General features: G+C 37.6%; 21 protein-coding genes and 1 pseudogene. 8 read left to right on the forward strand and 14 right to left on the reverse strand.

The annotated features are described in order from the left end of the window. Positions 1 to 99: 99 nt before the first annotated feature. Both HMPREF3116_RS00510 and galE read right to left on the reverse strand, forming a co-directional pair. Positions 100 to 744: a LysM peptidoglycan-binding domain-containing protein gene (locus tag HMPREF3116_RS00510; RefSeq protein WP_070466865.1), complete on the reverse strand. Its 645-nt coding sequence runs from the start codon at positions 742 to 744 to the stop codon at positions 100 to 102. A 309-nt stretch (positions 745 to 1,053) separates the two neighbouring features. After that, positions 1,054 to 2,070: a UDP-glucose 4-epimerase GalE gene (galE, locus tag HMPREF3116_RS00515; RefSeq protein ID WP_070466867.1), complete on the reverse strand. Its 1,017-nt coding sequence runs from the start codon at positions 2,068 to 2,070 to the stop codon at positions 1,054 to 1,056. Positions 2,071 to 2,437: 367 nt separating this feature from the next. Here galE and HMPREF3116_RS00520 point away from each other — a divergent pair, with 367 nt between their 5' ends. The 4 genes from HMPREF3116_RS00520 to HMPREF3116_RS00535 all read left to right on the forward strand — a co-directional run bounded on the left by HMPREF3116_RS00520 (position 2,438) and on the right by HMPREF3116_RS00535 (position 8,055). Continuing rightward, positions 2,438 to 3,685, forward strand: a complete 1,248-nt coding sequence (locus HMPREF3116_RS00520; protein ID WP_070466868.1) for an MFS transporter — start codon at positions 2,438 to 2,440, stop codon at positions 3,683 to 3,685. Positions 3,686 to 3,977: 292 nt separating this feature from the next. Beyond that, complete coding sequence (locus HMPREF3116_RS00525; RefSeq protein WP_070466870.1) at positions 3,978 to 4,844, forward strand: prephenate dehydrogenase; 867 nt, start codon at positions 3,978 to 3,980, stop codon at positions 4,842 to 4,844. 296 nt (positions 4,845 to 5,140) lie between these two features. Next, positions 5,141 to 6,778, forward strand: a complete 1,638-nt coding sequence (locus tag HMPREF3116_RS00530) for a peptide ABC transporter substrate-binding protein (protein WP_070466872.1) — start codon at positions 5,141 to 5,143, stop codon at positions 6,776 to 6,778. 233 nt (positions 6,779 to 7,011) lie between these two features. Beyond that, the gene (locus HMPREF3116_RS00535) at positions 7,012 to 8,055 is read left to right on the forward strand and encodes an ornithine cyclodeaminase family protein (protein WP_070466873.1); all 1,044 of its coding nucleotides are present in this window, start codon (positions 7,012 to 7,014) and stop codon (positions 8,053 to 8,055) included. A 216-nt stretch (positions 8,056 to 8,271) separates the two neighbouring features. Here the strand turns inward: HMPREF3116_RS00535 and HMPREF3116_RS00540 are convergent, their stop codons facing one another. Next, on the reverse strand, positions 8,272 to 10,239 hold the full coding sequence (locus HMPREF3116_RS00540) for a heavy metal translocating P-type ATPase (RefSeq protein ID WP_070466875.1): 1,968 nt from the start codon (positions 10,237 to 10,239) through the stop codon (positions 8,272 to 8,274). A 187-nt stretch (positions 10,240 to 10,426) separates the two neighbouring features. On the opposite strand from HMPREF3116_RS00540, the gene HMPREF3116_RS00545 reads away from it, so the two are divergent. Next, complete coding sequence (locus HMPREF3116_RS00545; protein WP_070466877.1) at positions 10,427 to 10,654, forward strand: DUF2829 domain-containing protein; 228 nt, start codon at positions 10,427 to 10,429, stop codon at positions 10,652 to 10,654. Between the two features lie 38 nt (positions 10,655 to 10,692). Then, complete coding sequence (locus tag HMPREF3116_RS00550) at positions 10,693 to 11,472, forward strand: 3-oxoacyl-ACP reductase (RefSeq protein WP_070466879.1); 780 nt, start codon at positions 10,693 to 10,695, stop codon at positions 11,470 to 11,472. Between the two features lie 38 nt (positions 11,473 to 11,510). Here HMPREF3116_RS00550 and HMPREF3116_RS00555 read toward each other — a convergent pair. The 8 genes and pseudogenes from HMPREF3116_RS00555 to HMPREF3116_RS00590 all read right to left on the reverse strand — a co-directional run bounded on the left by HMPREF3116_RS00555 (position 11,511) and on the right by HMPREF3116_RS00590 (position 18,837). Next, a pseudogene (locus HMPREF3116_RS00555) lies at positions 11,511 to 12,832 on the reverse strand (ISL3 family transposase). 414 nt (positions 12,833 to 13,246) lie between these two features. Next, a complete protein-coding gene (locus HMPREF3116_RS00565) occupies positions 13,247 to 13,591 on the reverse strand; it encodes an ArsR/SmtB family transcription factor (RefSeq protein ID WP_070466883.1) in 345 nt (114 codons plus the stop codon). Positions 13,592 to 13,867: 276 nt separating this feature from the next. After that, positions 13,868 to 15,187, reverse strand: coding sequence for an IS1380 family transposase (locus tag HMPREF3116_RS00570; protein WP_070466885.1), 1,320 nt, complete (start codon positions 15,185 to 15,187; stop codon positions 13,868 to 13,870). 152 nt (positions 15,188 to 15,339) lie between these two features. After that, a complete protein-coding gene (locus HMPREF3116_RS00575) occupies positions 15,340 to 15,744 on the reverse strand; it encodes a small multi-drug export protein (protein ID WP_070466887.1) in 405 nt (134 codons plus the stop codon). 69 nt (positions 15,745 to 15,813) lie between these two features. Continuing rightward, positions 15,814 to 16,392: a TetR/AcrR family transcriptional regulator gene (locus HMPREF3116_RS00580; protein ID WP_032490934.1), complete on the reverse strand. Its 579-nt coding sequence runs from the start codon at positions 16,390 to 16,392 to the stop codon at positions 15,814 to 15,816. A 128-nt stretch (positions 16,393 to 16,520) separates the two neighbouring features. Continuing rightward, a complete protein-coding gene (locus tag HMPREF3116_RS09255; protein WP_210382465.1) occupies positions 16,521 to 17,369 on the reverse strand; it encodes a heavy metal translocating P-type ATPase in 849 nt (282 codons plus the stop codon). Continuing rightward, the gene (locus tag HMPREF3116_RS09260) at positions 17,287 to 18,468 is read right to left on the reverse strand and encodes a heavy metal translocating P-type ATPase (protein WP_210382466.1); all 1,182 of its coding nucleotides are present in this window, start codon (positions 18,466 to 18,468) and stop codon (positions 17,287 to 17,289) included. The genes HMPREF3116_RS09255 and HMPREF3116_RS09260 overlap by 83 nt, the downstream gene beginning before the upstream one ends. 150 nt (positions 18,469 to 18,618) lie before the next feature. Continuing rightward, on the reverse strand, positions 18,619 to 18,837 hold the full coding sequence (locus tag HMPREF3116_RS00590; protein ID WP_010731340.1) for a heavy-metal-associated domain-containing protein: 219 nt from the start codon (positions 18,835 to 18,837) through the stop codon (positions 18,619 to 18,621). A gap of 528 nt (positions 18,838 to 19,365) precedes the next feature. Between HMPREF3116_RS00590 and HMPREF3116_RS00595 the strand changes: the two genes are divergently transcribed. Beyond that, a complete protein-coding gene (locus HMPREF3116_RS00595) occupies positions 19,366 to 19,914 on the forward strand; it encodes a QueT transporter family protein (RefSeq protein WP_070466889.1) in 549 nt (182 codons plus the stop codon). Between the two features lie 79 nt (positions 19,915 to 19,993). Further along, positions 19,994 to 20,647 carry an SDR family oxidoreductase gene (locus tag HMPREF3116_RS00600; protein ID WP_070466891.1) on the forward strand — a complete coding sequence of 218 codons (654 nt, stop codon included), beginning with the start codon at positions 19,994 to 19,996 and terminating at the stop codon, positions 20,645 to 20,647. A gap of 137 nt (positions 20,648 to 20,784) precedes the next feature. Here the strand turns inward: HMPREF3116_RS00600 and HMPREF3116_RS00605 are convergent, their stop codons facing one another. From HMPREF3116_RS00605 to HMPREF3116_RS00615, 3 genes are all read right to left on the reverse strand, one after another. Continuing rightward, positions 20,785 to 21,438, reverse strand: coding sequence for a YczE/YyaS/YitT family protein (locus HMPREF3116_RS00605; RefSeq protein WP_246819002.1), 654 nt, complete (start codon positions 21,436 to 21,438; stop codon positions 20,785 to 20,787). Positions 21,439 to 21,574: 136 nt separating this feature from the next. Beyond that, a complete protein-coding gene (locus tag HMPREF3116_RS00610) occupies positions 21,575 to 22,279 on the reverse strand; it encodes an MBL fold metallo-hydrolase (RefSeq protein WP_070466894.1) in 705 nt (234 codons plus the stop codon). 130 nt (positions 22,280 to 22,409) lie between these two features. After that, on the reverse strand, positions 22,410 to 23,219 hold the full coding sequence (locus tag HMPREF3116_RS00615) for an aldo/keto reductase (RefSeq protein WP_070466896.1): 810 nt from the start codon (positions 23,217 to 23,219) through the stop codon (positions 22,410 to 22,412). Positions 23,220 to 23,281 lie beyond the last annotated feature (62 nt).

Here is a 23,281-nt window from a genome sequence, read left to right on the forward strand (position 1 = left end):
TACAAAAATTACCTACATAAGAATACAACTTTTTCACTATAATTGCTAGTAAATTCGACCAAAGACACCGCTTTTAGCACAAACTCACATAAAATTCACTTATTGTATACGAACTACTTCACCTGGGGTTACTGAAGCTTCCGTTTTACCGTTCAATGATAGAAATTCATCCAAAGTTAACCCATTGTTGGTTGCAATTCGGTACGCATTATCACCTGATTGAACTGTGTACGTGCCAACTGAATCCGTCTGACTACTTTCACTCGTGCTGTCATCTGATGATGAGCTAGCGCTTGAAGCATTCGATGACGAAGACGATAAAGAACTAGATGATACACTTGGTGCTGTATAAGAAGGATCATTTGCTCTTGACTGAGCTAATGATGCTGTATTTTCTTCATATTCCGCTGTTAAACTTGCTAAATCTGTACTGTAATTCGCATCTTTGGTTAATGCCACAGATGCTTCAACTGAAGTGTCTTCACTTGAAGTGCTACTTGAATCCCCTAGAGATATACCAGCACCATTCCCCTTAGTTGTTAACGGTTCTGCTGAATAATAATCTGAACCACTTAATGGTTTGGAATCGACCTGTACACCTAAAGGGTTCCCTTCTTCAGCCGATGCTCTCCACGGAATAATCATCAATACTATAGCAGCAATCAAAATGCCCACAACTGTATATTGCGTTGATCGAGATTGCGCTTGCCACTTATCTCTAAATTCACCTAGCCATGCTGGCATAGTAATTCCCCCACCTTAAAAAAAGAAATGATGTGGTCAAATGTGCTATAAATATCCTACACACCTTTTTACCACATATCGCATACGCTTAAAATAAGTTAATCCCAACTATAATGCGTATATTCGAAAGTAAACGCCATAATCCTCAAGCATATGCCTCATATTATAGCATAATAATACCCATACAATTTAACTTATAGATTACCCATAGATTGCAGTTGTGTTACAAAATATAATAATGACCTCTCTATAGCATAGCTAAAAAGAAGCCTTCGAATTCCTTCATAGGCTCCCATTAAACATAACGCTTTAGTCTTGGTCATAACCGTTTGGATTATTTGATTGCCATTTCCATGAATCTCGACACATATCTGCTAGATCATGTTCTGCTGTCCAGCCTAATAATGATTGAGCATAAGATGCATCTGCATAATTCGAAGCAACATCGCCAGGACGACGGTCCACTAATTCATATGGCACTTCGACCCCGTTTTGTTCCACAAATGTATTGACTAAGTCTAACACTGAATAACCAATACCAGTACCTAGGTTAACTATTTCAACACCTTCATGAACTAGGGCATGTTTAATTGCAGCAACGTGTCCTTTTGCTAGATCAACTACATGAATATAGTCACGGACACCAGTACCATCATGTGTAGGATAGTCACTACCAAATACTGAAAGGTGGTCGCGTTTACCAATAGCTACTTGAGTAATATAAGGCATCAAGTTATTGGGAATATCTGTTGGATCTTCTCCGATTAAACCTGATGCGTGCGCACCAATTGGATTAAAGTAACGTAAGATCATGATTGACCACTTATCATCTGCCACAGCTAAATCTCGTAAAATTTGCTCATTCATTACCTTAGTATAGCCATATGGGTTAGTTGCACTTGTTGGTAAATCTTCAGTTAATGGTGATTCGTTGTCCATACCGTAAACAGTAGCAGACGAAGAGAACACAATTTTACGCACATTAAACTCTTGCATAACTTCTAAAACTGATACCAACCCACCTAGATTATTATCATAATATTTGATCGGTTTAGCAACAGACTCACCTACTGCTTTAAAGGCTGCAAAATGAATAACCGCTTCAATATTTTCTACTTCAAAAATATGTGTTAAAGCTTCCTTATCTAAAACATTTGCCTCATAAAAACGTGGACGTGTACCAGAAATTTGTTCAATTCGCTCCAAAACAACTGGTTTACTATTTGAATAATCATCCACAATGACGACATCATATCCAGCTTGGATTAATTCAATTGTTGTGTGGGAACCGATATAACCAGTACCACCCGTAACTAGAATAGCCATCTATACTCTCCTTTTATCCTGCAGTTTATTAAATAGTTTACTTATAGGATTTCTATCATTTAAGTCTATTGTATCATAATGACAAAATAGAAAAATATTAACAATATGATAAATTTCATTTAAATATACTAGTGAAAAAACTCACCAATCTCAAAAAACAATAAATGCAACCATTCCAAAGACTAACAAGTAATCTTTAAATTGAAAAAAGCATTGAAATATTACTATATAAGAGGATACAATCAAACTGCATCAGGATTTTTATACAAGCAAGAGATGCCCAATGTGCAAAAATCACAATTTTTATACACTGGTCTTTTCTTCCATTAGTTTCTGTCTAAATCCAGTTTAATATAGGAGGAAATAAATGAAAAGTAATCAAATGTTTTATGGGTGGAAAATAGTCTTCGGTGCGGTTTTAGTCTTGTCAGTTACTGGACCAGCAGGCGTTGCGATAGCAAATATTTACCAAAATGCTGTCACCGATGCGCTAAATATTTCTAGTAGCCAATTCTCTATTTCTAATATCTTAATTTTAAGTGTTTCAGTCCTATTGTCTTCTTGGGTATCAAGCTTACTGGCAAAAAACTTCAAAAAAGTTTTTTTAATCGGTTCCCTTATCTATGGTTTAGCTTACATGTCATTTGGTTTAGTAACGAATGTCTGGATGTTTTACCTATTATCTATCATCGTAGGATTTGGTTTCTTAACCACTTCAGCTATGGCCATGTCTATCTTAATATCTACTTGGTTCATCGAAAAACGTGGTTTAGCCCTATCTATTGCCCTTGCAGGTTTAGGGGTTGGTGGGATTATATGGAGCCCAATCGTGACAAGCCTAATACATTCTATTGGGTGGCGGGCTACTTATATGACATATGGGGCTATTATGTTAATCATCACTTTAGGTATTGGGCAATTCATTTTCGTTTCGAAACCTAAAGATAAAAATTTAGAAGCTTTAGGCACAGTTCATTCAAATAATCACAATGATCATGACGCCAAATTCAATTCCCGCGTACCATTTACAATGCAAGAATCACTACATAAGCCATTCTTCATTTTATTACTATTAGGTGCTATATTCGTAGGCTTGGCTAATAACGCTGGTTTAGGTCAGTTCCCACCATTCATGCAAAGTTTACATGGTCCACAACAGGGGGCAGTTATTATCTCCGTTTATTCTGCCATTGGTATCTTAGGTAAATTATCTATGGGTATTATTGCAGATAAATTGGGCACTGTTTCGGCCACCATTTGGTCTTCTATCCTATTAGCATTTGCTTATTTCCTTGCAGCTAGTACAACTTCCTATGGCTTTGCAATTCTAATAGCAATCCTATTTGGTTTGGGTAATGCAAATGCCACAGTACTGGTGCCTTTACTTATTTCTGCCATTTTCTCAGCACAAACTTCCACTCGTGTATTTGGTTTAGTCAACCAATTCCTATTCTTAGGAATGATGTTTGGTTCATTCATGGCTGCATCCATTGCTGAAGCTACTGCATATACTATAGCTTGGTATATTTTTGTTGCAATATCCCTCTCGATCATCGTCTTATGGGGTATTGCTTATCTACTGGCAAAAAAAGATTTCAAAGTAATCAAAAAATAGTTTGACTTAAAGTGGCAAAAAATGCAATAATACAATTAGAGTAGATATGTCACGTACGTATTCATCTCAATTTATTTACGACTGCCAATGCATCCCACTGCATTGGCTTTTTTTATTTTTTAATATAGGGATAAAAGTCAGATTGACTACTTATCGTTTCTTTATATATATATGTTATTGCGTAAATTATGCAACATTTACCTTACATTTCCCAGAGAAACGCTAACAAATGTATCAGTCTACATGTTATTATGAAACAATATAACATACGCATACAGTTAGGAGTATTATGATGAAAATTGGGATAGTAGGTTTAGGTGTAATTGGGGGTTCTTTCGCAGAGGCATTACAATCTGCAGGCTATCAAAATATCTATGGAATTGATCATAACCAAGAAACACTGGATACTGCAGTGAATATGGGTATCATCAAGGAAGGGTTCTTAACTGGTGATAGCATCTTGCCCGAATTAGATTTAACGATTATGGCCTTATATCCAAAAACTGCCGTAAAATTTATCCAAGCTAACCATAATTTCTTTAAAGATGGCAGCATCTTAATGGATACAACCGGCATCAAAGAGACATTCATGGCTGAAATGGCTACTGTTCTACCTGAAAATATCGAAGTTGTTTATACCCATCCAATGGCTGGTAGGGAAAATCGTGGCATAGCCTATGCTCAGGGATCAGTATTTCAAGGTGCGAATTTCCTAATCACACCAACGGAAGCGAACCATGAAGATACTTTGAAAAAAATCGAAGGTTTAGCTACAGAAATTGGTTTTGGTAAGGTTAACCGTGTTTCAGCTAGCTTTCATGATCAAATGATTTCTTTTACTTCACAATTACCGCATGCCATTGCGATATCATTAATGAATTCAGACCATGAAAAACGCGAAACTGGAAAGTTCACTGGTGATTCTTACCCAGAACTAACAAGGATTGCTAAAATCAATGAAGATTTGTGGAGTGAACTCTTTATCGATAATAAAACTTACCTCTTACAATCCATCCAAGACTTTGAAATACAACTTAATTTAATTAAAGAAGCTATCAAAACAGATGATCGTGAACAATTAAAAGCTCTATTTAGACGCTCGACTGCTAATCGTTTGAAGTTAGAAGCTGGGATGGATGAGCGAAAGAGAAAGAAATAAACAAATCTTAAATCTGTTTAAACCAGAAATAGTAGTAAATATAAGAGGCTGGGCAAAAATATCTCAGCCTCTCTTTGCTATATAAAAAGATTTATCATCAGGTTTCAAAAGTCAGCATTGTTTGCTACTTCCCAAAATGGCAATTCTAAACGACTCTTGTCTCACCTTCTTTTTTTCTTATCAATAGTGACCGTCTTTTAATCAGTCAATCATTAAGCAAGTTACTCCTTTTTTCACAAATAATAAGTTATAGTAATAGGAAGAATGATAATGCTATTGAAAAGAGGTTGAGTTTTATGAAGAAGAAATTGGGGATTCTTTCACTGACGGCATTTACACTTGTGCTAACAGCGTGTGGAAATGGTGGCATGTCGACTGAAAACGAAGAAACAGCAAAGAATATCATGGTGACAGTTAATGGCGAATTGGCTTCACTTGATAGTATCTCTTCAACTGACACACCAAGTCAAAATACGATTGCCAATGTAATGGAAGGTTTATATCGTCCAGCGGATAATGGGCGTAATGAATTAGGGGTAGCTGCTGAGGAACCAACAGTTTCAGAAGATGGCTTAACGTATACTTTTAAAATCCGTGAAGATGCAGATTGGTCAAATGGTGACCCGGTAACTGCAGAAGATTTTGTTTACACCTATAAAAAAACAGTTACACCAGAAACAATTGGTGGTAATGCGAATAAATTCTATGTCATAAAAAATGCGGAAGCTATCGCGAACGGTGAAGCTGAACCAGACACACTAGGGGTCAAAGCCATTGATGATAAAACGTTGGAAATCACCCTGGCCTCTCCTACAACTTACTTTACAGACTTACTGGCAACACCTTACTTCCTACCAGTCAACCATAACGTCGCAACTGAATTAGGTGCTGATTATGGTACCTCGGCAGAAAACGCTGTTTATAATGGCCCATTTACAGTCAGTGATTGGAATTCAACTGAAATTGAGTGGACTTTATCGAAGAATGATGAATACTGGGATACCGAAAATGTCGATTTAGATCAAATCGAATGGGTAATGTCTAAAGAAAACTCAACAAATGTAAACTTATTTGAAGGTGGAGAACTTCAATATACTGAAATTACGACACCTTATGTACAAGAGTATCAAGACTCTGAATTCTTACACATTGATCCAAAAGGGATGATTGGGTACATGGAATTTAATTCGCAATCTAGTCCTACAGACAATGTTCACTTCCGACGCGCAATCAGTCAGGCATATGATAGGGAAGGATTTGTTGATGCTATCCTTGATGATGGTTCTAAACCTGCTGGTGGTTGGATACCAGCTGATTTTGGAGCGGACCCAGAATCAGGCATTGACTTCCGTGAAGAAAATGGTGACTTAATGCCTTTTGATATCGAAGCAGCTCAAGAAGAGTGGGCACTCGCTTTAGAAGATTTGGGTACAGATACTGTTGAAATCGAATTGTTGACGTCTGATACTGACACATCAAAAGCAACTTCAGAATACTTACAAGCACAACTGCAAACCAATCTACCTGGTTTAACCGTCACCGTTCGAAATGTACCTTTAAAATCTCGTCAAGCAATCACCGGGACTGGAGATTTTGATATTGTATACGGTACCTATAACCCATCGTATGCCGATCCAACTGCCTTCCTTGATTATTTTGTAACAGGTTCGTCACTATCATCAGGTGACTTCTCAGATGCTACTTATGACGAATTAATGACTGAAGGAAAAACAACAAACGCTTTAGATCCTGCTGCACGCTGGGATAGTTTCCTAGCAGCTGAAAAATACTTAGTAGAAGATGCAGCAGCTGTGAGCCCAATCTACCAAGGCGCATATGCTAGTTTAATTGATCCAAACTTAGAAAATGTGATCAATCAACCAAATGGCGTTGCACAATACTACCGTGCGGCTACTTACAATATTTCTGAGTAAGAAATAGCTATATCCATAAAGACACAATCGAAAGATTCCTCCTACTCGATTTAGAAAGCTTTCCACATACAAGCGCTATGTATTGTCTATATAAATCTACATTCGGCTAAAGCGATCATGCTCAAATTTATTTTACTTTTTTAGACTAAATAGCTATTATTAAACTATACACACACGTATACGCCCAGTATTTCTCATATGGGTTAAAAACAATCAAATAAGGGAGTGATTAAATGACATTGTTACTGAATGTTAAAGACATCCGAAGCTTAATCGATATGGCAGAAACTGTCAATATTGTCGAAAGAACTTATCAAGAAATGGGCGAAGGTAAAATCGTCAATCCCAGTAAGGTGAATCTAGACTTAGGTGAAACGGGTAATTATCCCTATTATGAAGGCTTCATGAATGCCATGCCTGCTTATGTTGACTGGTTAAATATGGCCGGCATGAAATGGATTGGTGGTTTCGATGGTGGTCGTAATGCTGCTGGTTTACCTTATATGACTGGTATGATTTTATTACTCGACCCACACGTTGGGCGTTTTTTATCTGCTATGGACGGCGCTTATATTACGAATCTTAGAACTGGTGCGCAAACAGCCGTTGCACTCTCTTACTTTAACTTAGGAGAATCTATCTCAGTAGGGATGTTTGGCGCAGGTACACAAGCTCGAACACAAGTCTTAGCCATCACTAAACGATATAAAATAAACCGACTAGTTGTTTGGAACCACCGTCGCTCTACCGCTGAAGCCTTTAGAGATGATGTGGCTCATCTGATTGATGGTGAAATTATTATCGTAGATAAACCTGAGGAAGCTACAGATAATGATGTCATTATCACAGTAACAGGTGCTACTAAACCCTTCATAACGGGTGATATGATTAAGCCAGGTACCATTATTATGCCAATGGGTTCTCGAGGTGAGATTACAGACGATATCATCGTTAACGCCGATTATATTTATGTAGACCACAGGGCTCAAGCTCTTCATCGAGGCGCTTTAAAGAGTTTAAATGATGCTGGCCATATCTCAGAAGCTGATATCACAGCTGACTTTGGCCAACTAGCTACAGGCGAAATCGCCCCTCAACACAATGACAAAACAACCACTATTGTGATTCCAATTGGTATTGGCGCGCTAGATGTAGCTGTTGCAGGGCACGTCTACCACAAAGCCATGATACAAGGCCTTGGCCAACAATTTGACTTTGACTTGCTTGGCGGGGACAACACCCAAAACTATATGGACCCTGACATGGAAAAAGCATAAAATGCCAACCAAGCTATGACATCATAAAGAGAGGATGCGACCAAACCGTCACATCCTCCTTTTGATATTCATGTATATTATTGTACCTTCATATCATAGAAACCTTCATTTGGATATTGTGAATCTTCAATTGCCTCTAGACTGCAATAACTAAGCCTCGAGAATCTGTTGCGGATTGGTTCACTAATATCTAAATTTAGCAAGGCATACACCTGGCTACTTATCCCTTTTTCCTCCTAGGAGTCGTAAACCATTCAGTATAACGAGAATGGTTGATCCCTCATGGAACAGTACCCCTAAAGTGATATCTGAAATGCCCATAAAATTAAGGACTACTAGAACCAAAACGACAAACATAGAAAAAGCCATATTTTGCCAAGTAATCCGGTTCAAAGCGTTAGAAAGTTGATGGGCATAGGTTAATTTTTCTAAATCATTGGCCATAATCACAACATCCGCTACATCAATCGCTACATCCGTACCATCACCCATAGCGAAACCAATATCTGCTTGAACAAGTGCTGGTGCATCATTTACCCCATCGCCTGTCATCCCAACCTGGCCATACTCAGCCTGCAAATCTTTTACAATTTGCGCTTTTTCCTCAGGTAAAACATTGGCCACGACTTGATCAATCCCTACTTGCTTAGCCACTGCTTGCCCAGTTGTTTCATTGTCCCCAGTGATCATCACGGTATGCACATCAGCTTGGTGTAAGTAGCTAATGGCCGTTTGAGCCGCTTGATTTGGTGTATCCATCATGGCAATATAACCAATCACACTTGCATCTTTTTGGATATACACAACCGTTTTACCAGCTTTAGATAATATATTTGTATGGTCTTTAATTTTATCTGGAACAGCTGTAAATATGGATGGCTTACCAATTTGGTAGTGATGGCCAGCATAATGACCGCTAAGCCCTTTTCCTAATTCGTTCACCACTTCAATATTTTCGGTTAATTTTTTCGTGTCCTCTTGAAATTCTTGTAAAATAGCTTGTGCCAAAGGATGGTTACATTGACTCTCCATCTCAACTATTACCGGTAAGATGTATTCATCTTGAATCCCTTCAACAAAATAGTAGTCCGTCACTTCAGGTGACCCTTTTGTCAAGGTACCCGTTTTATCAAAGGCAATGGCTCTTAAATCTATTAAATTAGATAGGTAAGCACCACCTTTAAATAACACGCCATGACGTGCCAAATTAGATATGGCGGACAAGGTTGCAGGGACTGCTGAAGCTGCCAAAGCGCATGGTGACGCAGAAATCAGAAAGATCAAACCACGATACCAAGCTTCTGACCAATCCCAGCCAAAAAGCCATGGCCCTAACAGTACCACCAATGGGAAGATAGAAAGGACTGCTGTTACATAGTAGGGTTCAATCTGCTTAATTTTAGAAGCAGCTGGTGTTAGGTTAGCTTGCGAAGCTTCAACCATTTGGAGTATTTTAGCGAATACTGTTTCATCCGGATGTTTCGTTACTTCAACGACTATAGCATGGTCTCCGTTAATAGTAGCACCAAAAAACTCATCCCCAACTGACTTTTCTTTCGGCATGGACTCACCATTAATGGAAGCCTCATTGATCACTGTCTCGCCCTGAATAATTCGACCATCCGTTGGAATTTGATCACCATTTAACACCTTCACTCGGTCCCCAATTTGTAAGTGGTCAACCGCTACCTTTTGACTAGTCCCATCATCCTTTAATAAAAGTGCCTCTGTTGGATTTAATTGCATCAGATTAGTGATTTCACGGCGCGAACGCCCTTCTGCATAATCCTCTAGGAAATGTGCACCGGCAAAAATTAATATCAATAAGGCAGCTTCATAGAATGAACCAATTAGGATAGCACCTACAGCCGCTAACCCCATCAAGAGGTGGATATTTGGTTTGAATTTACCTGCAGACAAACTATCTTGTACGGTATCCCCAAAACCTTCCCCTAAAACATGGTAGCCAGAAAGGACAACAGCTAGCACCATTAGGATATTACCTATAAAACTTTGCCAGTTACCAATGATTAAGCCAAATACAAAAGCAATAAAACCTAATATATAAAGTTGTGTAGCTCGCTTCGTATCATGTTCACTATGGTTGTGCCCATGGTGATCATGCTTATGGTCATGTCTATGTGCTACCTTATCTTTGTGGTGGTGGTAGTTATTTTCAGTCATCATTCCCACTCCTTTTTAATCAATTCACTTACTATCTACAAGTTTATATGAATGGTTATTCATATACCTCGCCATCATTATACCTTAACTATATGAAAAATCAATCATATTCCGTAAAAATATAGACTACAAACGAATTGAAATTTGCTATAATACCTGTTGACCCATTTTGAGGAGGTGAAAATACATGACATTTGAAGAAATCTTACCTAAACTACGCCAAGGCGCACACATTATCCGCGACGGTTGGGGTGGTGCAGAAGAATATGTAAAATTAGTTGACCCCAAAGAATTTGAAGGTCAGGCAATCACCCCCTACTTCTTGATTTCCGTAGCAGGAGAAGGCTTTTCTATGTTCCAACCAACCGTTTGCGACATCTTAGCTGACGACTGGTCTATCGTTTCAGACAAGTAACTTACACAAAATTTACCCAATAGAAAGGAAGCAGACGCATGGACACATCCTACACTGACCATCCTAAACTACCCTCTCAATTAAAGGTTGTTGTTACAGGAGGCATGTCAGGTATAGGTAGCAGTCAGGTACAACACTTTTTAAAAAAGGGTCATCGCGTTTTGGCTGTTGACCTTAAGGAAGATACAGCGCTAGTCAATCAATGGACCGCTAGCTATCCGAAAACCTTTAGCTTCCGCAAAGCGGATTGTAGTGATTTAATGGCAGTGACTGCCCTTTTTCAAGCATTAAAAGCTAGTTGGAAAACTATTGATGTACTATGTAATACTGCTGGCGTCCTAGATGATTATAAGCCTTTAGACAAAACCACCCCAGAAACTTGGCAAGCGATCATCTCAAACAATTTGCAAGTGGTTTATAATATGACCTATACTGCTTTACCGATGCTCATAGCCAATCCTACTTCACGGTTGATTAATATGGCTTCGATTGCTGGTTTAACAGCCGGGGGCGGTGGGATTGCTTACACGACAGCTAAGCATGCTATTGTCGGATTCACCAAACAAATGGCTTATGATTATGCAGGTCAAGGGCTAGTTGCTAATGCAATTGCGCCTGGCGCTATCATGACCCCTATGAATCAAGCGGATTTCGAAGGTGAAAATCCGATGGCTGACCAAGTGATGGCCCAAACACCTGCAAAACGATGGGCCAGTCCCGATGAAGTAGCAGCGCTAACCTTATTTCTAGCCAGTGATCAAGCTGCTTATATGCAAGGGAATACGCTTCCTCTTGATGGCGGTTGGTTGATCCGATAAATAATTTTGGGTATTCGGATTTTATGGTGGAAAAGGGCCTATAAGTTACTCTTTTCCAATTTCTTAATAAGTGTGGAAAAATCTACACCATAGTTGCCTGTTTTGTCTCGGTCTGTTATTTGATACGAATTGAAACTATCGTATAACATAGCTTTGCTGAATGCACTTGAATTAAATCGTGGCTTCCTCTTTTTATGGAGCTTTTCATTAAAAATTATTTTAGCTCGTAAGGCTTCAAATGAGTACCCTCTACCCATTCGTTCTACTTGCCTAATGATGCTATTTATAGACTCTGTATAAGCGTTAGTGAGCCTTTTATCAAAGTAATTGAAGATTTCATCCTGCCAGTTGTCTACGGCTCTTAATAGGTCTTTATAGGCGTTTTTAGAGTTGCTGGATAAACAGCATTGTCTCCAATACCTGTAACGATCTTTGGCTTGCTCAAGGTCATCTGTATCCCATATCAAGTAGAACTCTTCTTTAAGTTCGTAGGCTTCTTTTAGTTCAGGTAAATTACTTAACCAAGTATCCAAAAGGAATGAATCTCGTTCATTCAAGTCATGCTTTCGTTTAAGAAGGATATACCTCTCACGCATAAGGGTACGACTTTCTTTGGCTGTCATATTGGCTTTAAGAGACTTCCTAACACTATCCAAGGCTTGATTAGCCATTCGGACTACATGAAACTTATCTACAACTACTTTAGCGTGAGGTATAACTGTATTAACTGCGTCTTTGTAGGGCTTCCACATATCCATTGTGACATATTCGATATATGTATTGTCTTTAATTTCAGAAAGGCGTTGAATGACCGTATCTTTGTTACGATTGGGTTTTATGTCATATATAGTTCTACGTTCTACATTGGTCAATACAAGACGAGGTTTCTTGATAATGTGTATTTCGTCAATACCAAGCCATTTAGGAGTTTCAAACTGATATTCACGTTCTTTTAATGCCACATAGTCTTTAAAGATGTTCCTAACAGTTTTCTCGTCTACACCAACACTTTCAGCTACGTCTACGAAGGTCTTAGACAGAGATTGTTCTTCAATAGACCTTATAAGCCTTTTAGTCATACTACGCTTTTCGTCAATGGATATAAGGCGTTCCCAAAAAGTTGTGCCACATTCACGACATTTATAACGTCTGCGGTTTAATTGTAATCCTACTCGCTTTAAACGAATAGGCAGATCCATGATTAGTTGCTTTCTTGATGTATGTTTATATAGCCTGTCAAAGCCACATTGAGGGCAATGTACTGGTGGAAAAGTTGCTTCCACTTTAAACATCATGTCGGATTCATTTTCTTGTGGTGGTTCTATTGTTTAAGATCTGGTAGTAATAATAAGTCTGACATATTGTTCATCCTTTACTACTCCGTGTTTTTCAAGTATAGATTTGATATCAAAATTAAAATTGTTAAATATTTTTTGTGACCACAAATGCTCTTAGAACATCCCATAAAGCATATACAATAGGTGATAGGAAAATAGTTTGGAAAATTCCTTTTGTAGAGTTTGCATTAAATAATGCACCCTATCGTTGGATAGCCTATGTACAAAAAAGGTTATCCTATAGTTGCACAGGATAACCTTCATTATTATTCAATTATGCAGTTGCACAGCTACAATCTTTGCACTCGCAAACTTCATCAGTACAATGATCTGCACATTCTTGATTACAATAAACTTTTCCATCAACCTCTACTTTGTTCTCACCAATAAGACAATTACAGTTAGAGCGTGCACATTTTTCCACTTTGAATCTCCTCCTATTTTGGTAAATCTTCTGTTAGGCACCATCCTTCGTGTAAAAGGCTGGTTACACAAAGATCAACAACTCGATACCGAATAAAATTTCCCTCACGAGACGAACGAACAATGCCCTTATCATCTAATCGTTGAAGTTGGTTAGAGATGGCTTGAGGTTTCATTTCGAGTTGTTCAGCCAACTCAGTAACGGATATGTTTGGTGTTCGATTCACTGCGTGTAATATCCGAAGCCTCGTGCCGTTTGAAAGGATTTTAAACGTTTCGCTCAATCCCTCCGCATAATCTATATCCAACAAAGGACGATCCGTTAGCTGAGGTTTAGGTGTATAACAATTTTCTTCCATTATTTCCTCCTCCATTTCACAATTACAATATATAGTGTAATTATTCATATGTCAAATTGCATTTCTTTGGAGTAATCCTGAATTATTCATACCTCTAAATGTGGATAACTATTTCTATTAAACTCACTGCTTTTTTAGACATTTTTAAGTATTAACTGTCTATCATGCCACTTTATATCCTTCTCGATTAGATCGAAAACAAAAAGATGGAAAAAAGAGTATAAAGACCCCTTGGTCTTACAATCGTCAAAAAATTAATATGATCTTCTGGAGTAGCTAATGCAACAGAACCAGCTGTTGAATATTCTCCAATATTGTCCAGAACAGTGAAGAGAAAACGTAACCTGTGGACAAGCGGACTTTTATTTTACGCGCATGTCGTGTCAGCCTTCCAGCAATGTGGAAAACTTTAAACCGAATAGTCGCCACCGTTGATTTTTTCTCTTTATCTGGGAATGTTAGCTCTTTCATCAAATGAATGACTGTATAGGCAATACAACTCATCATCATGCGAGCCTGATTCGCAAGAAACGTTGAACTATCGGTCTTGTCGAAGGAAAAACCATGTTTGATTTCTTTGATATAATTTTCCATTGTCCCTCTCTTTTGGTAGAGCTTGTACACTGTTTGGGCAGGTATATCAACGAAATTTGATACGATAAACTCAAACGTCGTAAATAAGAGTTCGCCAGCTTCTCGAGTGGCCTTTACAGCTACTTTACGAACCGTTTCCCAAGATTTAGCTTGATAATCAATCTTGAAATACTGTGATTCTTTATGTGTAAAGTCTGTATCTGGTCCGTAAAGGACCTTTTGTTGAGCCATGTTCTTCAGTCGTGCATTGACTTTTAAACGAATAATATACTTCACTTTTTCTTGCTCGCATAACTCATAGATCTCAGGTTTGGCAAAGCCACTGTCCCCTCGGACAGTTAAAAACATATCGCATGAGTGCTGTTTGTGTTGAGAGATGATGTCTGCTAAAAAGACTTCTGCATTGTTAGACGTGTACACATTGCCCGGACGAAGTTCGGCACCCAGAAACAGACCAGTCAGTCCATCAAAAGCCACTAAGGGATGATAACCCGTTGTTCCGTAGTGAGTATTGAAATCAGTCTGTTCTTGTTTTCCGAAGGTGTCTGAGTGAGTAGAATCCACGTCAATGATCATATGCTGTGTATTTTTTTGGCCGATATAGATAGTGGTCAATGCCTTGGCAATTGATTGAAGTTGAACGATATTCTCCTCCGACAGTTGATGAATAAAACGAGAAACCATCGACTGTGAACCTAAGGTCGTTTTATTTAGCCCCTGCTGAAAAACTGGATCGTGACGTAGCCAATTGGCTGAAGAATCCGTTGAGTAACCGGCTATTAACTGCACAAGAACCTGCATAAATAAATCAATATAGTCATGTGTACAATAGTTTCTTGAATCGTCAATATGCAATAACTCGTTAACCAGCTCTTTGAACTTGATCTTATGAAAAAATTCAAAGAGTAAAAGGAGACCGGAATCATTGGATAATTGACCGCCATCGTTTGACATAACCAAATGGGGATTGAATTGTAGTTGCTTTTCTTGTAAAGTTGACATTGAGCACACCTCTTGTTTTTGTTGTTTTGATCGACTTTACAATAACATAGAGTGTGCTCTTTTTGTATATTTTTTTCTTCACCCAACGGGTGAAGAAGGAATAGAGTGATAAACCTTATCAAAGCGGGATAAATGCCTGTTCTGACAAGGTACTATGAATTATTCAGGGTAATTCCATTTATAATTAATATCGTAATAATTAATCCAAAAATCCCAACACTAGTTGCACTATATATCCAAAGTTTTGCTCGATTAAACTTTAGTGCTTTAGCAATAACACCTATTGTCCAAACACCTGCTAAAGGAGTTAACAAAAGTATAACCCATGCACCATGCTTTTCTATGCGATTCTCCCATTTTCCATTTAGACTTTTTTCCATGATTTTTTTCATGAAATTAAATTTCATTAACCATTCATAGCATATATCCACAAACGGAATAACCATCCAATTTCCTAGTGAAGCCCATAAAAAAGCGTCAAACCAATTTAGCCCGGCTGCAAAACCTGCAGGTATTGCAATATAAATTTCAAAATAAGGAAAAAACCTATGAACCAAGTTGAAAATGCTGCTCCAATATACTTAATAATTTCCAAAATTAAACCTCCAATCAAGTTTATTTAATTTTTAACTGCAAACACCTTTCCAAAAATATCTCCATAAATGATTCAATTTTTCATTACAATTTTGATTTGCTAATGAATCAATATATAAGTTTTCCAACAACATACGATATACACTTATGGCAGACGTTATCTCTTCTTCTGCCAACATTTTTTGTTTAGCACAATCAATAAAAATTCGTGATACTGTGTCGTCAATAAAATTATCATATTTTGCTAATAATTTATCTACAAGCGACAACAATTCACTGCTAGATAAAATTGCAACGCGCTTGCTGAAAGCTATCTCATCAGCGGTTAAAAAATCACTTTCTAGACAGACAGTTTTAAGCAAAATAAAAAGTTGTTCATCTAATGGTTTATCCCTCTCTACTTCAAGCAATTGTTTTATAGCAACGATACATTTATCTAGTATTTTTTCACAGGCAATAGTAAATATTTCATTTTTTCCACTATAGTGGGTATAAATAGAACCTTTCTTTATGCCAACTTGCTTTGCTAGATAGTCAACAGAAGTTCCTTCAAATCCATTTTCACCAAAGGATTTTATAAATTCTTCAATAATTAAATCTTTTGTTTTCATAATTCACCATCCTTAATACTAACTACCGGTAGTTATTATTTTATACTAGGTGATTCCTTTTTGTCTACTTTAATTTCTTACCCTACTATTTTACTTTCCGACAACTATTTTACACATAGTTCTTTGGATTATTCTACATTAGTCAATGGAATATCACTTGCATTGTTTTTAGTTCTTATACCTTCTTTTTTCCATTGATATCTACGAAGGAACATTGCGTTTGCAATGATAATCAAGGCACTTCCTTCATTTATAATTAAACCTAATGTAAGAGGCATGACTCCGATCAAGGCAGTCACAACAAGGAACGCAACTATCGCTAACGAAATAGCAATATTTTGGTCTATTTTAGAAACTGTCTTTTTACTTAATTTTAGTGTATATACTAGTTGATCTAAATTATCCTGCATTAAAGCAATATCTGCTGTCTCTAGTGCAACGTCTGTTCCTTGAACTCCCATTGCAATACCTACATCAGCCTGAGCCAGTGCTGGTGCATCATTTACACCATCTCCTACCATCGCTACCTGCCCATACTGTTTTTGCAATTCTTTCACTGCGTTAATCTTATCTTCTGGAAGGAGTTCTGCTCTTACTTCATCAACGCCAAGTTCTTTACCAATTGCTTCACCTGTTAGTCTATTATCACCTGTTAGCATAACAACCTTTTTCACACCAGCTTCTTTCAAACTTTGAATAGCTTGTTTTGCATTTTCTTTGGGTCTATCAGCTACTGCAATCATCCCAAGTACTTCATTGGCAGTTCCTAAGAGCATGACAGTTTTCCCTTGTCCTTGCAGCTTTTCAATTTGCATGACGTGGTCTTTATTTATGTTTACTTTTAATTCGTTAAACAAGCGTGGATTTCCAATGTAGTAATTATTTCCGTTAATCTTACCTTTTGCCCCACGACCTGTAAGTGAATCGAATTCTTCTACATCTGGAATTGTACTCTTTTTGTTTAATGTTTCTTCCATAATCGCCATCAGCTAAAGGATGTTCGGATTGTTTTTCAAGCGCACCAGCAATCTCCAATAATTGCTTATTTGAAAGGTCTGATACCGTTACAAGATCCGTGACCGAAGGCTTTCCAACTGTCAAGGTTCCTGTTTTATCAAATGCCACAACTTGAGTACTACCAGCTGATTCTATATAAATACCGCCTTTAACCATTACTCCACTTCGAGCTGCCGTTCCAATGCCAGTAACGACTGCGACTGGCACAGACAGTACTAATCCACAAGAACAAGAAACGACTAGTACCACTAAAGCTCTATATAACCATTCATCAAAAGGTTGACCAAAGAAAAGGGGAGGTACAATAGCCACAATGATCGCTAATACAAACATGGCTGGCGTGTAAATGGCACCAAATTTCTCACTGAACCGCTGTCCTTTCCCTTTTTTCATTTGTGCGCCCTCTACTAATTTAATAATTTGGGCTAGGGTTGTATCTTGAGCAAGTTTAGTCACTTCTATTTCCAATGCACCACGTTCATTTAATGTTGAAGCAAATACCTCATCTCCTAATTGTTTTGATACAGGTATTGACTCTCCAGTAATGGAAGCTTGATCAACTGTAGTTGAACCTTTAGTGACTACACCATCAACTGGTATTTTTTCTCCGGGACGTACCAGAACGATATCTCTGATTTCCACTTGTTCTGTCAATATACGCATTTGACGACCATTTCGAATGACTGTTGCTTCACTAGGGGCTAATTCAACTAATGCTCTAATTGCATTTCTGGCTTTATCTGATGCGTATGATTCCATTAATTCACCTAAAGAGAAAATAACGACAAGCCCCGCAGCTTCTCCCCATAATCCTAGATAAATAGCTCCAATTACTGCCGCAATATGCAATGTATTAATGGAGGGACTTCCATTTCTTAATTCAACCCATGCACTTCTTGCTGGATAGATCCCTCCAACAACAATTGCAATACTATATAAAATAATCGCCCACATTTCAGGTAGACCGAATCCAATTTCTGCAATCAGTGTAAATGCTGTGACGGTTGCGGCAATAATCAACAGTATTGTCCTTGGGTGTTTATACCACCTTGTATTCATTTCTGTGTTCCCCCTTATTTATGTTCCATTTTTAAAATGTAATCAAAAAAATTGATATGTTTTTATTCATTTGATAGGAAAAGATAAATTAAATACTAAACCCCACTCAAAAGTTAATTAAAGGGATAACATTAAGTGGAAAAACTGGAGTTATTTAACTACAGGGTGACCTACTTTTTTTAATTTATCAGCAATGTCGTCAAGAGTTACTCTGGAATCATCATAAGTTACAGTTAATTTTTCCGCAAAAAAGTTAGCCTCTGTACTTTGAATTCCCTTTAATTTTTTCAAAGCTTTTTCAACTGTTGTTGCACATGAAGGGCAATCCAAACCTTCCACTTTTAGAACATCAGTTTTTGCTGAATTCATTTTAAATTCCTCCCTTTTATTTAAGTAAAACGATAATACTTTTTATTACCAATTTCACAATTACATTGTATAGTGTAATAGTATTGTTGTCAATTCCTATATCTTATATTAATGACTGTCCTTTAATTAATCTGCTACATAGGTACAAATACAATAATTCGAATACCTCGATACAGTATAAGTCATAACAATAAGGTCTGTTTTCCAGTATGTCACACACTTTTTCCATGTATTGTGCCATAAATTTTCTTAGCTCTTGTTCGTTAGACTATTTTAACTTTCTCACGTATCTCTCGTATTTAATTGATACATTTATGACACTTAGTATTCCACCAGATATTCCGATTTGAACACTAATTATTTTTAAACTTTAAAAAGATAATTCCACTATAAAATCCGAAGACCCATAATTTTTAACTATTACGTTACCCAAAAATTGCGACACTTCGGTAGAGTACTACTCACTGGTATCAGTGTCCTTTGGTCGCAATAAATACACTAGGCATAGCCTATAAAGGAGACATACATATGCACAAAGCAAGTAATACAATTACCCCTTCTCGTTTTTCAACGATAGATATGACTAAGATTGCTGTAGTGGCAGCCTTATACCTAGTCATCACACTTATAATTGCCCCTATTTCCTACGGGCCTATCCAATTCCGTATTTCTGAATCTCTTAATTTTTTAGCGCTTCATAATAAACGATATATCTGGGCTGTTTCAATAGGTGTCTTCATCGCCAATTTCATGACTTATGGGCCAATTGACATGATTGTTGGATCTGTTTCCACTTTTATTTTCTTATATATTGGGCGTTGGGTGGGTGACCAATTGGTTAAATTAGCCAAACAATCCCAATTTACTTTATTATCTGACCAATGGATTCGTTATATGAGCTTAACAGTCATTTTTGCCCTATCCATGTTTACAACGACAACAACCATTGTTTTAGTCGGAGCAGATGCGGCCTTTTTACCAACTTACATTTCACTGGCTCTTTCAGAATTTGCTGCTATGACGCTTGGTATGTTTATCATGTACCCATTAAGTAAACGCATTGATTTTGACCGCTAGTAGGCGGATTCTTTGTATTGCTGTTTTTTGACCTTTATACTAGTAGGTAGAGATGGTGATTGAAAGGAGATTTTCAAATATGAGAGTACTTGTTATTGGTGCAAACGGTGGCGTATCTCGCCACTTCGCAGATTTTGTGAAAGATTCAGATACCATAGAAGAAGTAGCTGCCATTCGGAATTTAGACCAGGCTCCTTTCTTTGAAGAACGTGGTATTGAGTCCGTTTATTTAGATTTAACCAAACATACGCAAGCTGATATTGAAAATATTTTAACGAATAAGAAAATTGACGCAGTTATTTTCTCAGCTGGTGCTGGTGGAACTGGTGATGACATTATTATGATGGTTGACCTTGATGGAGCAATTAAATCGATGCAAGCAGCTGAGGCTGTTGGCATCAAACGTTTCGTGATCGTATCTACATTTAGAACTGGTCGCGAAGAAATTGAAAAAAATGTGATTAGAGTTTACACCACCGCCAAAACATACGCGGATGAGTGGTTAAAATCACGAACTAATTTAGATTGGACTATTGTCCACCCAGGTGTCTTACGCGATGAACCAGGTTCTGGCAAAATCACTACCCAACCTCAAGATGGCATCCGCGATGTTGCCCGCCAAAATGTTGCCAAAACGCTATTAGCAGTGTTAGAAAATGACAATACCATTGGTAAAGAGTTTGAGGTAGTAGACGGTGATACTGATATCACAACAGCTGTACAAAATCTATAATTCAAAAAGGTGCTTGCGATAAAATTCGCAAGCACCTTTTTGTTTAGCTATAACATCTTATTCTTAGTACTAGTTCCTTACCTAAAGCTACTCGTTCAGTCATCCTTTTAATATAGTGCATATACATTCTCACTAAACTAGTCACGAATACCTTCTCTGGTTACTTTTCTTACGAAAGGTTCAGTCAATTTACTGCGAAATAACGCCAACATTGGTCCAGCAAAAAATCCTAAATACAAGGTCATCACGCCAACAGGCCCCCCTAAAATAAAGGCAAGAATTAAACAAATCACTTCATGGAGAAAACGCCCTTGTGCAAAGGATAATGGTGTCTTCTCCTCTAGGATAGGTGCGATCGCATCAAGTGGTGCTACACCCAATCCCGCAGACATATAAAAAGCAGCGCCAAGTAAAAATACCGTTCCTCCGACTAAGGTCAATATTACTCTAATTAAAAGATTCATATCGTCTGTTCCTAGGCCTATTATTTGGGTGAAATAATAAGTAAAATACTGGATCATGTAACCACAAAAGACCCAGTTAATAAAAGTACCCAATCCAAATTTAGATCGGTCAATAAAGAAAGCTATCGTGAAAATAATTAAATTCACTATAAAGACAATGTTGCCAAAACCTATTGGTACAAAATCTGAAACTGCCATCCATAAAGCTGCGAAGGGATCCATCCCCATATCCATCACTCCAGAAATCGATACCCCTAAAGCAATACCTACACAACCTATAAAAGCAATCAACGCTCGAATCAGTAAATCTACAGTCCATTTATGCATATTTATCTCCATTTATCTTATTCATATTGTTGTCAAACCAGTCTCCTATATTAACATGCATCATTTAGTTTATAAAGTCATTTCCAAAAAAATGATGACAATTCTAGGGGATTTATCTTCTTTAATTGTAACCGTATTACATGAAGGACAATAATTCTTCAAATGATAGTGGCTCAATATGCCCATGCAAGTAGAAATCAGCATCCAACTCACTCAAAGTTTGGCGCAAGCTAGCTAATTTGTCTGGGTCTAAATAACTATTATTGTAGAAATCCTCTGTAATGGTGTCACCAATGAAAGCTACTCTTTCAGAAGGAATATAAATAATCATACCATCTTCAGAATGTGGGTTTATCACTGGGAAAACTTTTATTTCTAGATTGCCTAAATCAATTGTTAAATCGCCTTCAAACGCAATATCCGCTTCTTGTACTTTAATTTGTGTAGCAGGATCATTATATTCAGCACGCAAATATTGATCGCAAAAAGCGCACTCTTCGCCGGTCTCAAGACGTTTTTGCATGGCTTCTTCAGTCCACTTCCACTCAGACATTAACCGTAATTGTGCATTCGTTTTCTTGTTGGCTATGACAGGAGTATCAAGCGCATGAATACCGTAAGTATGGTCCCAATGCCAGTGCGTAATCAGCGTCATCCCTTCTTTGGGTAAACCTAATCGTGCTAGCTCTTGATTGAAATTTTCAACATGACTAGCCGAATTCCCTGCATCAATTCTTAATGAAAATTTGTCTCCTTTGATATAACCCAAAACTGGTCGATCTAAATCACCATCAGCGGGCATATAATACACACGTTCTGTTAATTGTTTTAATTGTCTCATCGTTTAAATCCTCTCCTTTTTCATCAATTCATTATAGCAAACTAGGTCATCTTCCAATAGTTCCAAGGCATTTTGGAACAAAAAAGGTTGCAACACATAGGCAGCAACCTTTTTTCATAAGTTCATTTAGTTATAAGTTCGCAATCTTTTCTTTATCTGCTTCACTTAAGTTAAAGTCAAATACATTTAAATTGTCTGCTTGGTGGTCAGCATTATGTGATTTAGGAATCACTACGACACCACGTTCAATTTGGTAGCGCAGTAAAACTTGTCCCCAAGTCTTTCCGTATTGTGCACCAATTTCATCTAAGATAGCGCGAGAATTTTCATCTGTCCCTTTCATAGGTGCCCAAGCCGTTACAACTACATCATTTTCAACAGAATAATCAATGATATCATTATTCCAATCTTCAACATTTGATTTAACTTGGTTTACCATTGGTTGGATACGGGCATTGTCGATAATGATATCTAATTGGTCTTGATCAAAATTAGAAACACCGATAGCTTTAATTTTACCTTCGTTATAGGCATTTTCTAGGGCATACCAAGTTTGTAACATCTCATTCTCATTGTCCCACGGGTGGTGGATCAAGTAAAGGTCAATATAGTCTGTTTGTAAGGCTTCTAGGGATGCGTTTAGGGTCGCTTCAACTTTCTCAGCAGAACCGGCATGGTCTGAGTCGCCAGGAATTTTAGACGTAATGAAGAAGTCCTCACGGGGTAAACCAGATGCTTTCATCGCCTTCCCTACAGTTGACTCATTACGGTATGAAACCGCCGTATCAATCGCACGATAGCCAGCTTTAATAGCAGATATTAATTCAGTTGTATCATCTGTCACTTCAGCATGATAATCGCCATCAACCTTACCAAAAGTATTGGTTCCAGTACCTAAAATGGGCATCCTTACGCCATTATTTAATGTTACAAATTCCATCTTTACACACTCCTTAAAAGTTTCCTATTGAAAAACAACCTTCTCTGTTACTTGTATATTTG

Origin of the sequence: Aerococcus sp. HMSC10H05, assembly GCF_001806975.1 — a bacterium.
Lineage (GTDB): Bacteria > Bacillota > Bacilli > Lactobacillales > Aerococcaceae > Aerococcus > Aerococcus viridans_B.

Excerpts from the sequence above, each read along its gene's own strand:
- HMPREF3116_RS00510 (WP_070466865.1), bottom strand. The coding sequence starts at position 744 with ATGCCAGCATGGCTAGGTGAATTTAGAGATAAGTGGCAAGCGCAATCT.
- galE (WP_070466867.1), bottom strand. The coding sequence starts at position 2,070 with ATGGCTATTCTAGTTACGGGTGGTACTGGTTATATCGGTTCCCACACA.
- HMPREF3116_RS00520 (WP_070466868.1), top strand. The coding sequence starts at position 2,438 with ATGAAAAGTAATCAAATGTTTTATGGGTGGAAAATAGTCTTCGGTGCG.
- HMPREF3116_RS00525 (WP_070466870.1), top strand. The coding sequence starts at position 3,978 with ATGAAAATTGGGATAGTAGGTTTAGGTGTAATTGGGGGTTCTTTCGCA.
- HMPREF3116_RS00530 (WP_070466872.1), top strand. The coding sequence starts at position 5,141 with ATGAAGAAGAAATTGGGGATTCTTTCACTGACGGCATTTACACTTGTG.
- HMPREF3116_RS00535 (WP_070466873.1), top strand. The coding sequence starts at position 7,012 with ATGACATTGTTACTGAATGTTAAAGACATCCGAAGCTTAATCGATATG.
- HMPREF3116_RS00540 (WP_070466875.1), bottom strand. The coding sequence starts at position 10,239 with ATGACTGAAAATAACTACCACCACCACAAAGATAAGGTAGCACATAGA.
- HMPREF3116_RS00545 (WP_070466877.1), top strand. The coding sequence starts at position 10,427 with ATGACATTTGAAGAAATCTTACCTAAACTACGCCAAGGCGCACACATT.
- HMPREF3116_RS00550 (WP_070466879.1), top strand. The coding sequence starts at position 10,693 with ATGGACACATCCTACACTGACCATCCTAAACTACCCTCTCAATTAAAG.
- HMPREF3116_RS00565 (WP_070466883.1), bottom strand. The coding sequence starts at position 13,591 with ATGGAAGAAAATTGTTATACACCTAAACCTCAGCTAACGGATCGTCCT.
- HMPREF3116_RS00570 (WP_070466885.1), bottom strand. The coding sequence starts at position 15,187 with ATGTCAACTTTACAAGAAAAGCAACTACAATTCAATCCCCATTTGGTT.
- HMPREF3116_RS00580 (WP_032490934.1), bottom strand. The coding sequence starts at position 16,392 with ATGAAAACAAAAGATTTAATTATTGAAGAATTTATAAAATCCTTTGGT.
- HMPREF3116_RS09255 (WP_210382465.1), bottom strand. The coding sequence starts at position 17,369 with ATGGAAGAAACATTAAACAAAAAGAGTACAATTCCAGATGTAGAAGAA.
- HMPREF3116_RS09260 (WP_210382466.1), bottom strand. The coding sequence starts at position 18,468 with ATGAATACAAGGTGGTATAAACACCCAAGGACAATACTGTTGATTATT.
- HMPREF3116_RS00590 (WP_010731340.1), bottom strand. The coding sequence starts at position 18,837 with ATGAATTCAGCAAAAACTGATGTTCTAAAAGTGGAAGGTTTGGATTGC.
- HMPREF3116_RS00595 (WP_070466889.1), top strand. The coding sequence starts at position 19,366 with ATGCACAAAGCAAGTAATACAATTACCCCTTCTCGTTTTTCAACGATA.
- HMPREF3116_RS00600 (WP_070466891.1), top strand. The coding sequence starts at position 19,994 with ATGAGAGTACTTGTTATTGGTGCAAACGGTGGCGTATCTCGCCACTTC.
- HMPREF3116_RS00605 (WP_246819002.1), bottom strand. The coding sequence starts at position 21,438 with ATGCATAAATGGACTGTAGATTTACTGATTCGAGCGTTGATTGCTTTT.
- HMPREF3116_RS00610 (WP_070466894.1), bottom strand. The coding sequence starts at position 22,279 with ATGAGACAATTAAAACAATTAACAGAACGTGTGTATTATATGCCCGCT.
- HMPREF3116_RS00615 (WP_070466896.1), bottom strand. The coding sequence starts at position 23,219 with ATGGAATTTGTAACATTAAATAATGGCGTAAGGATGCCCATTTTAGGT.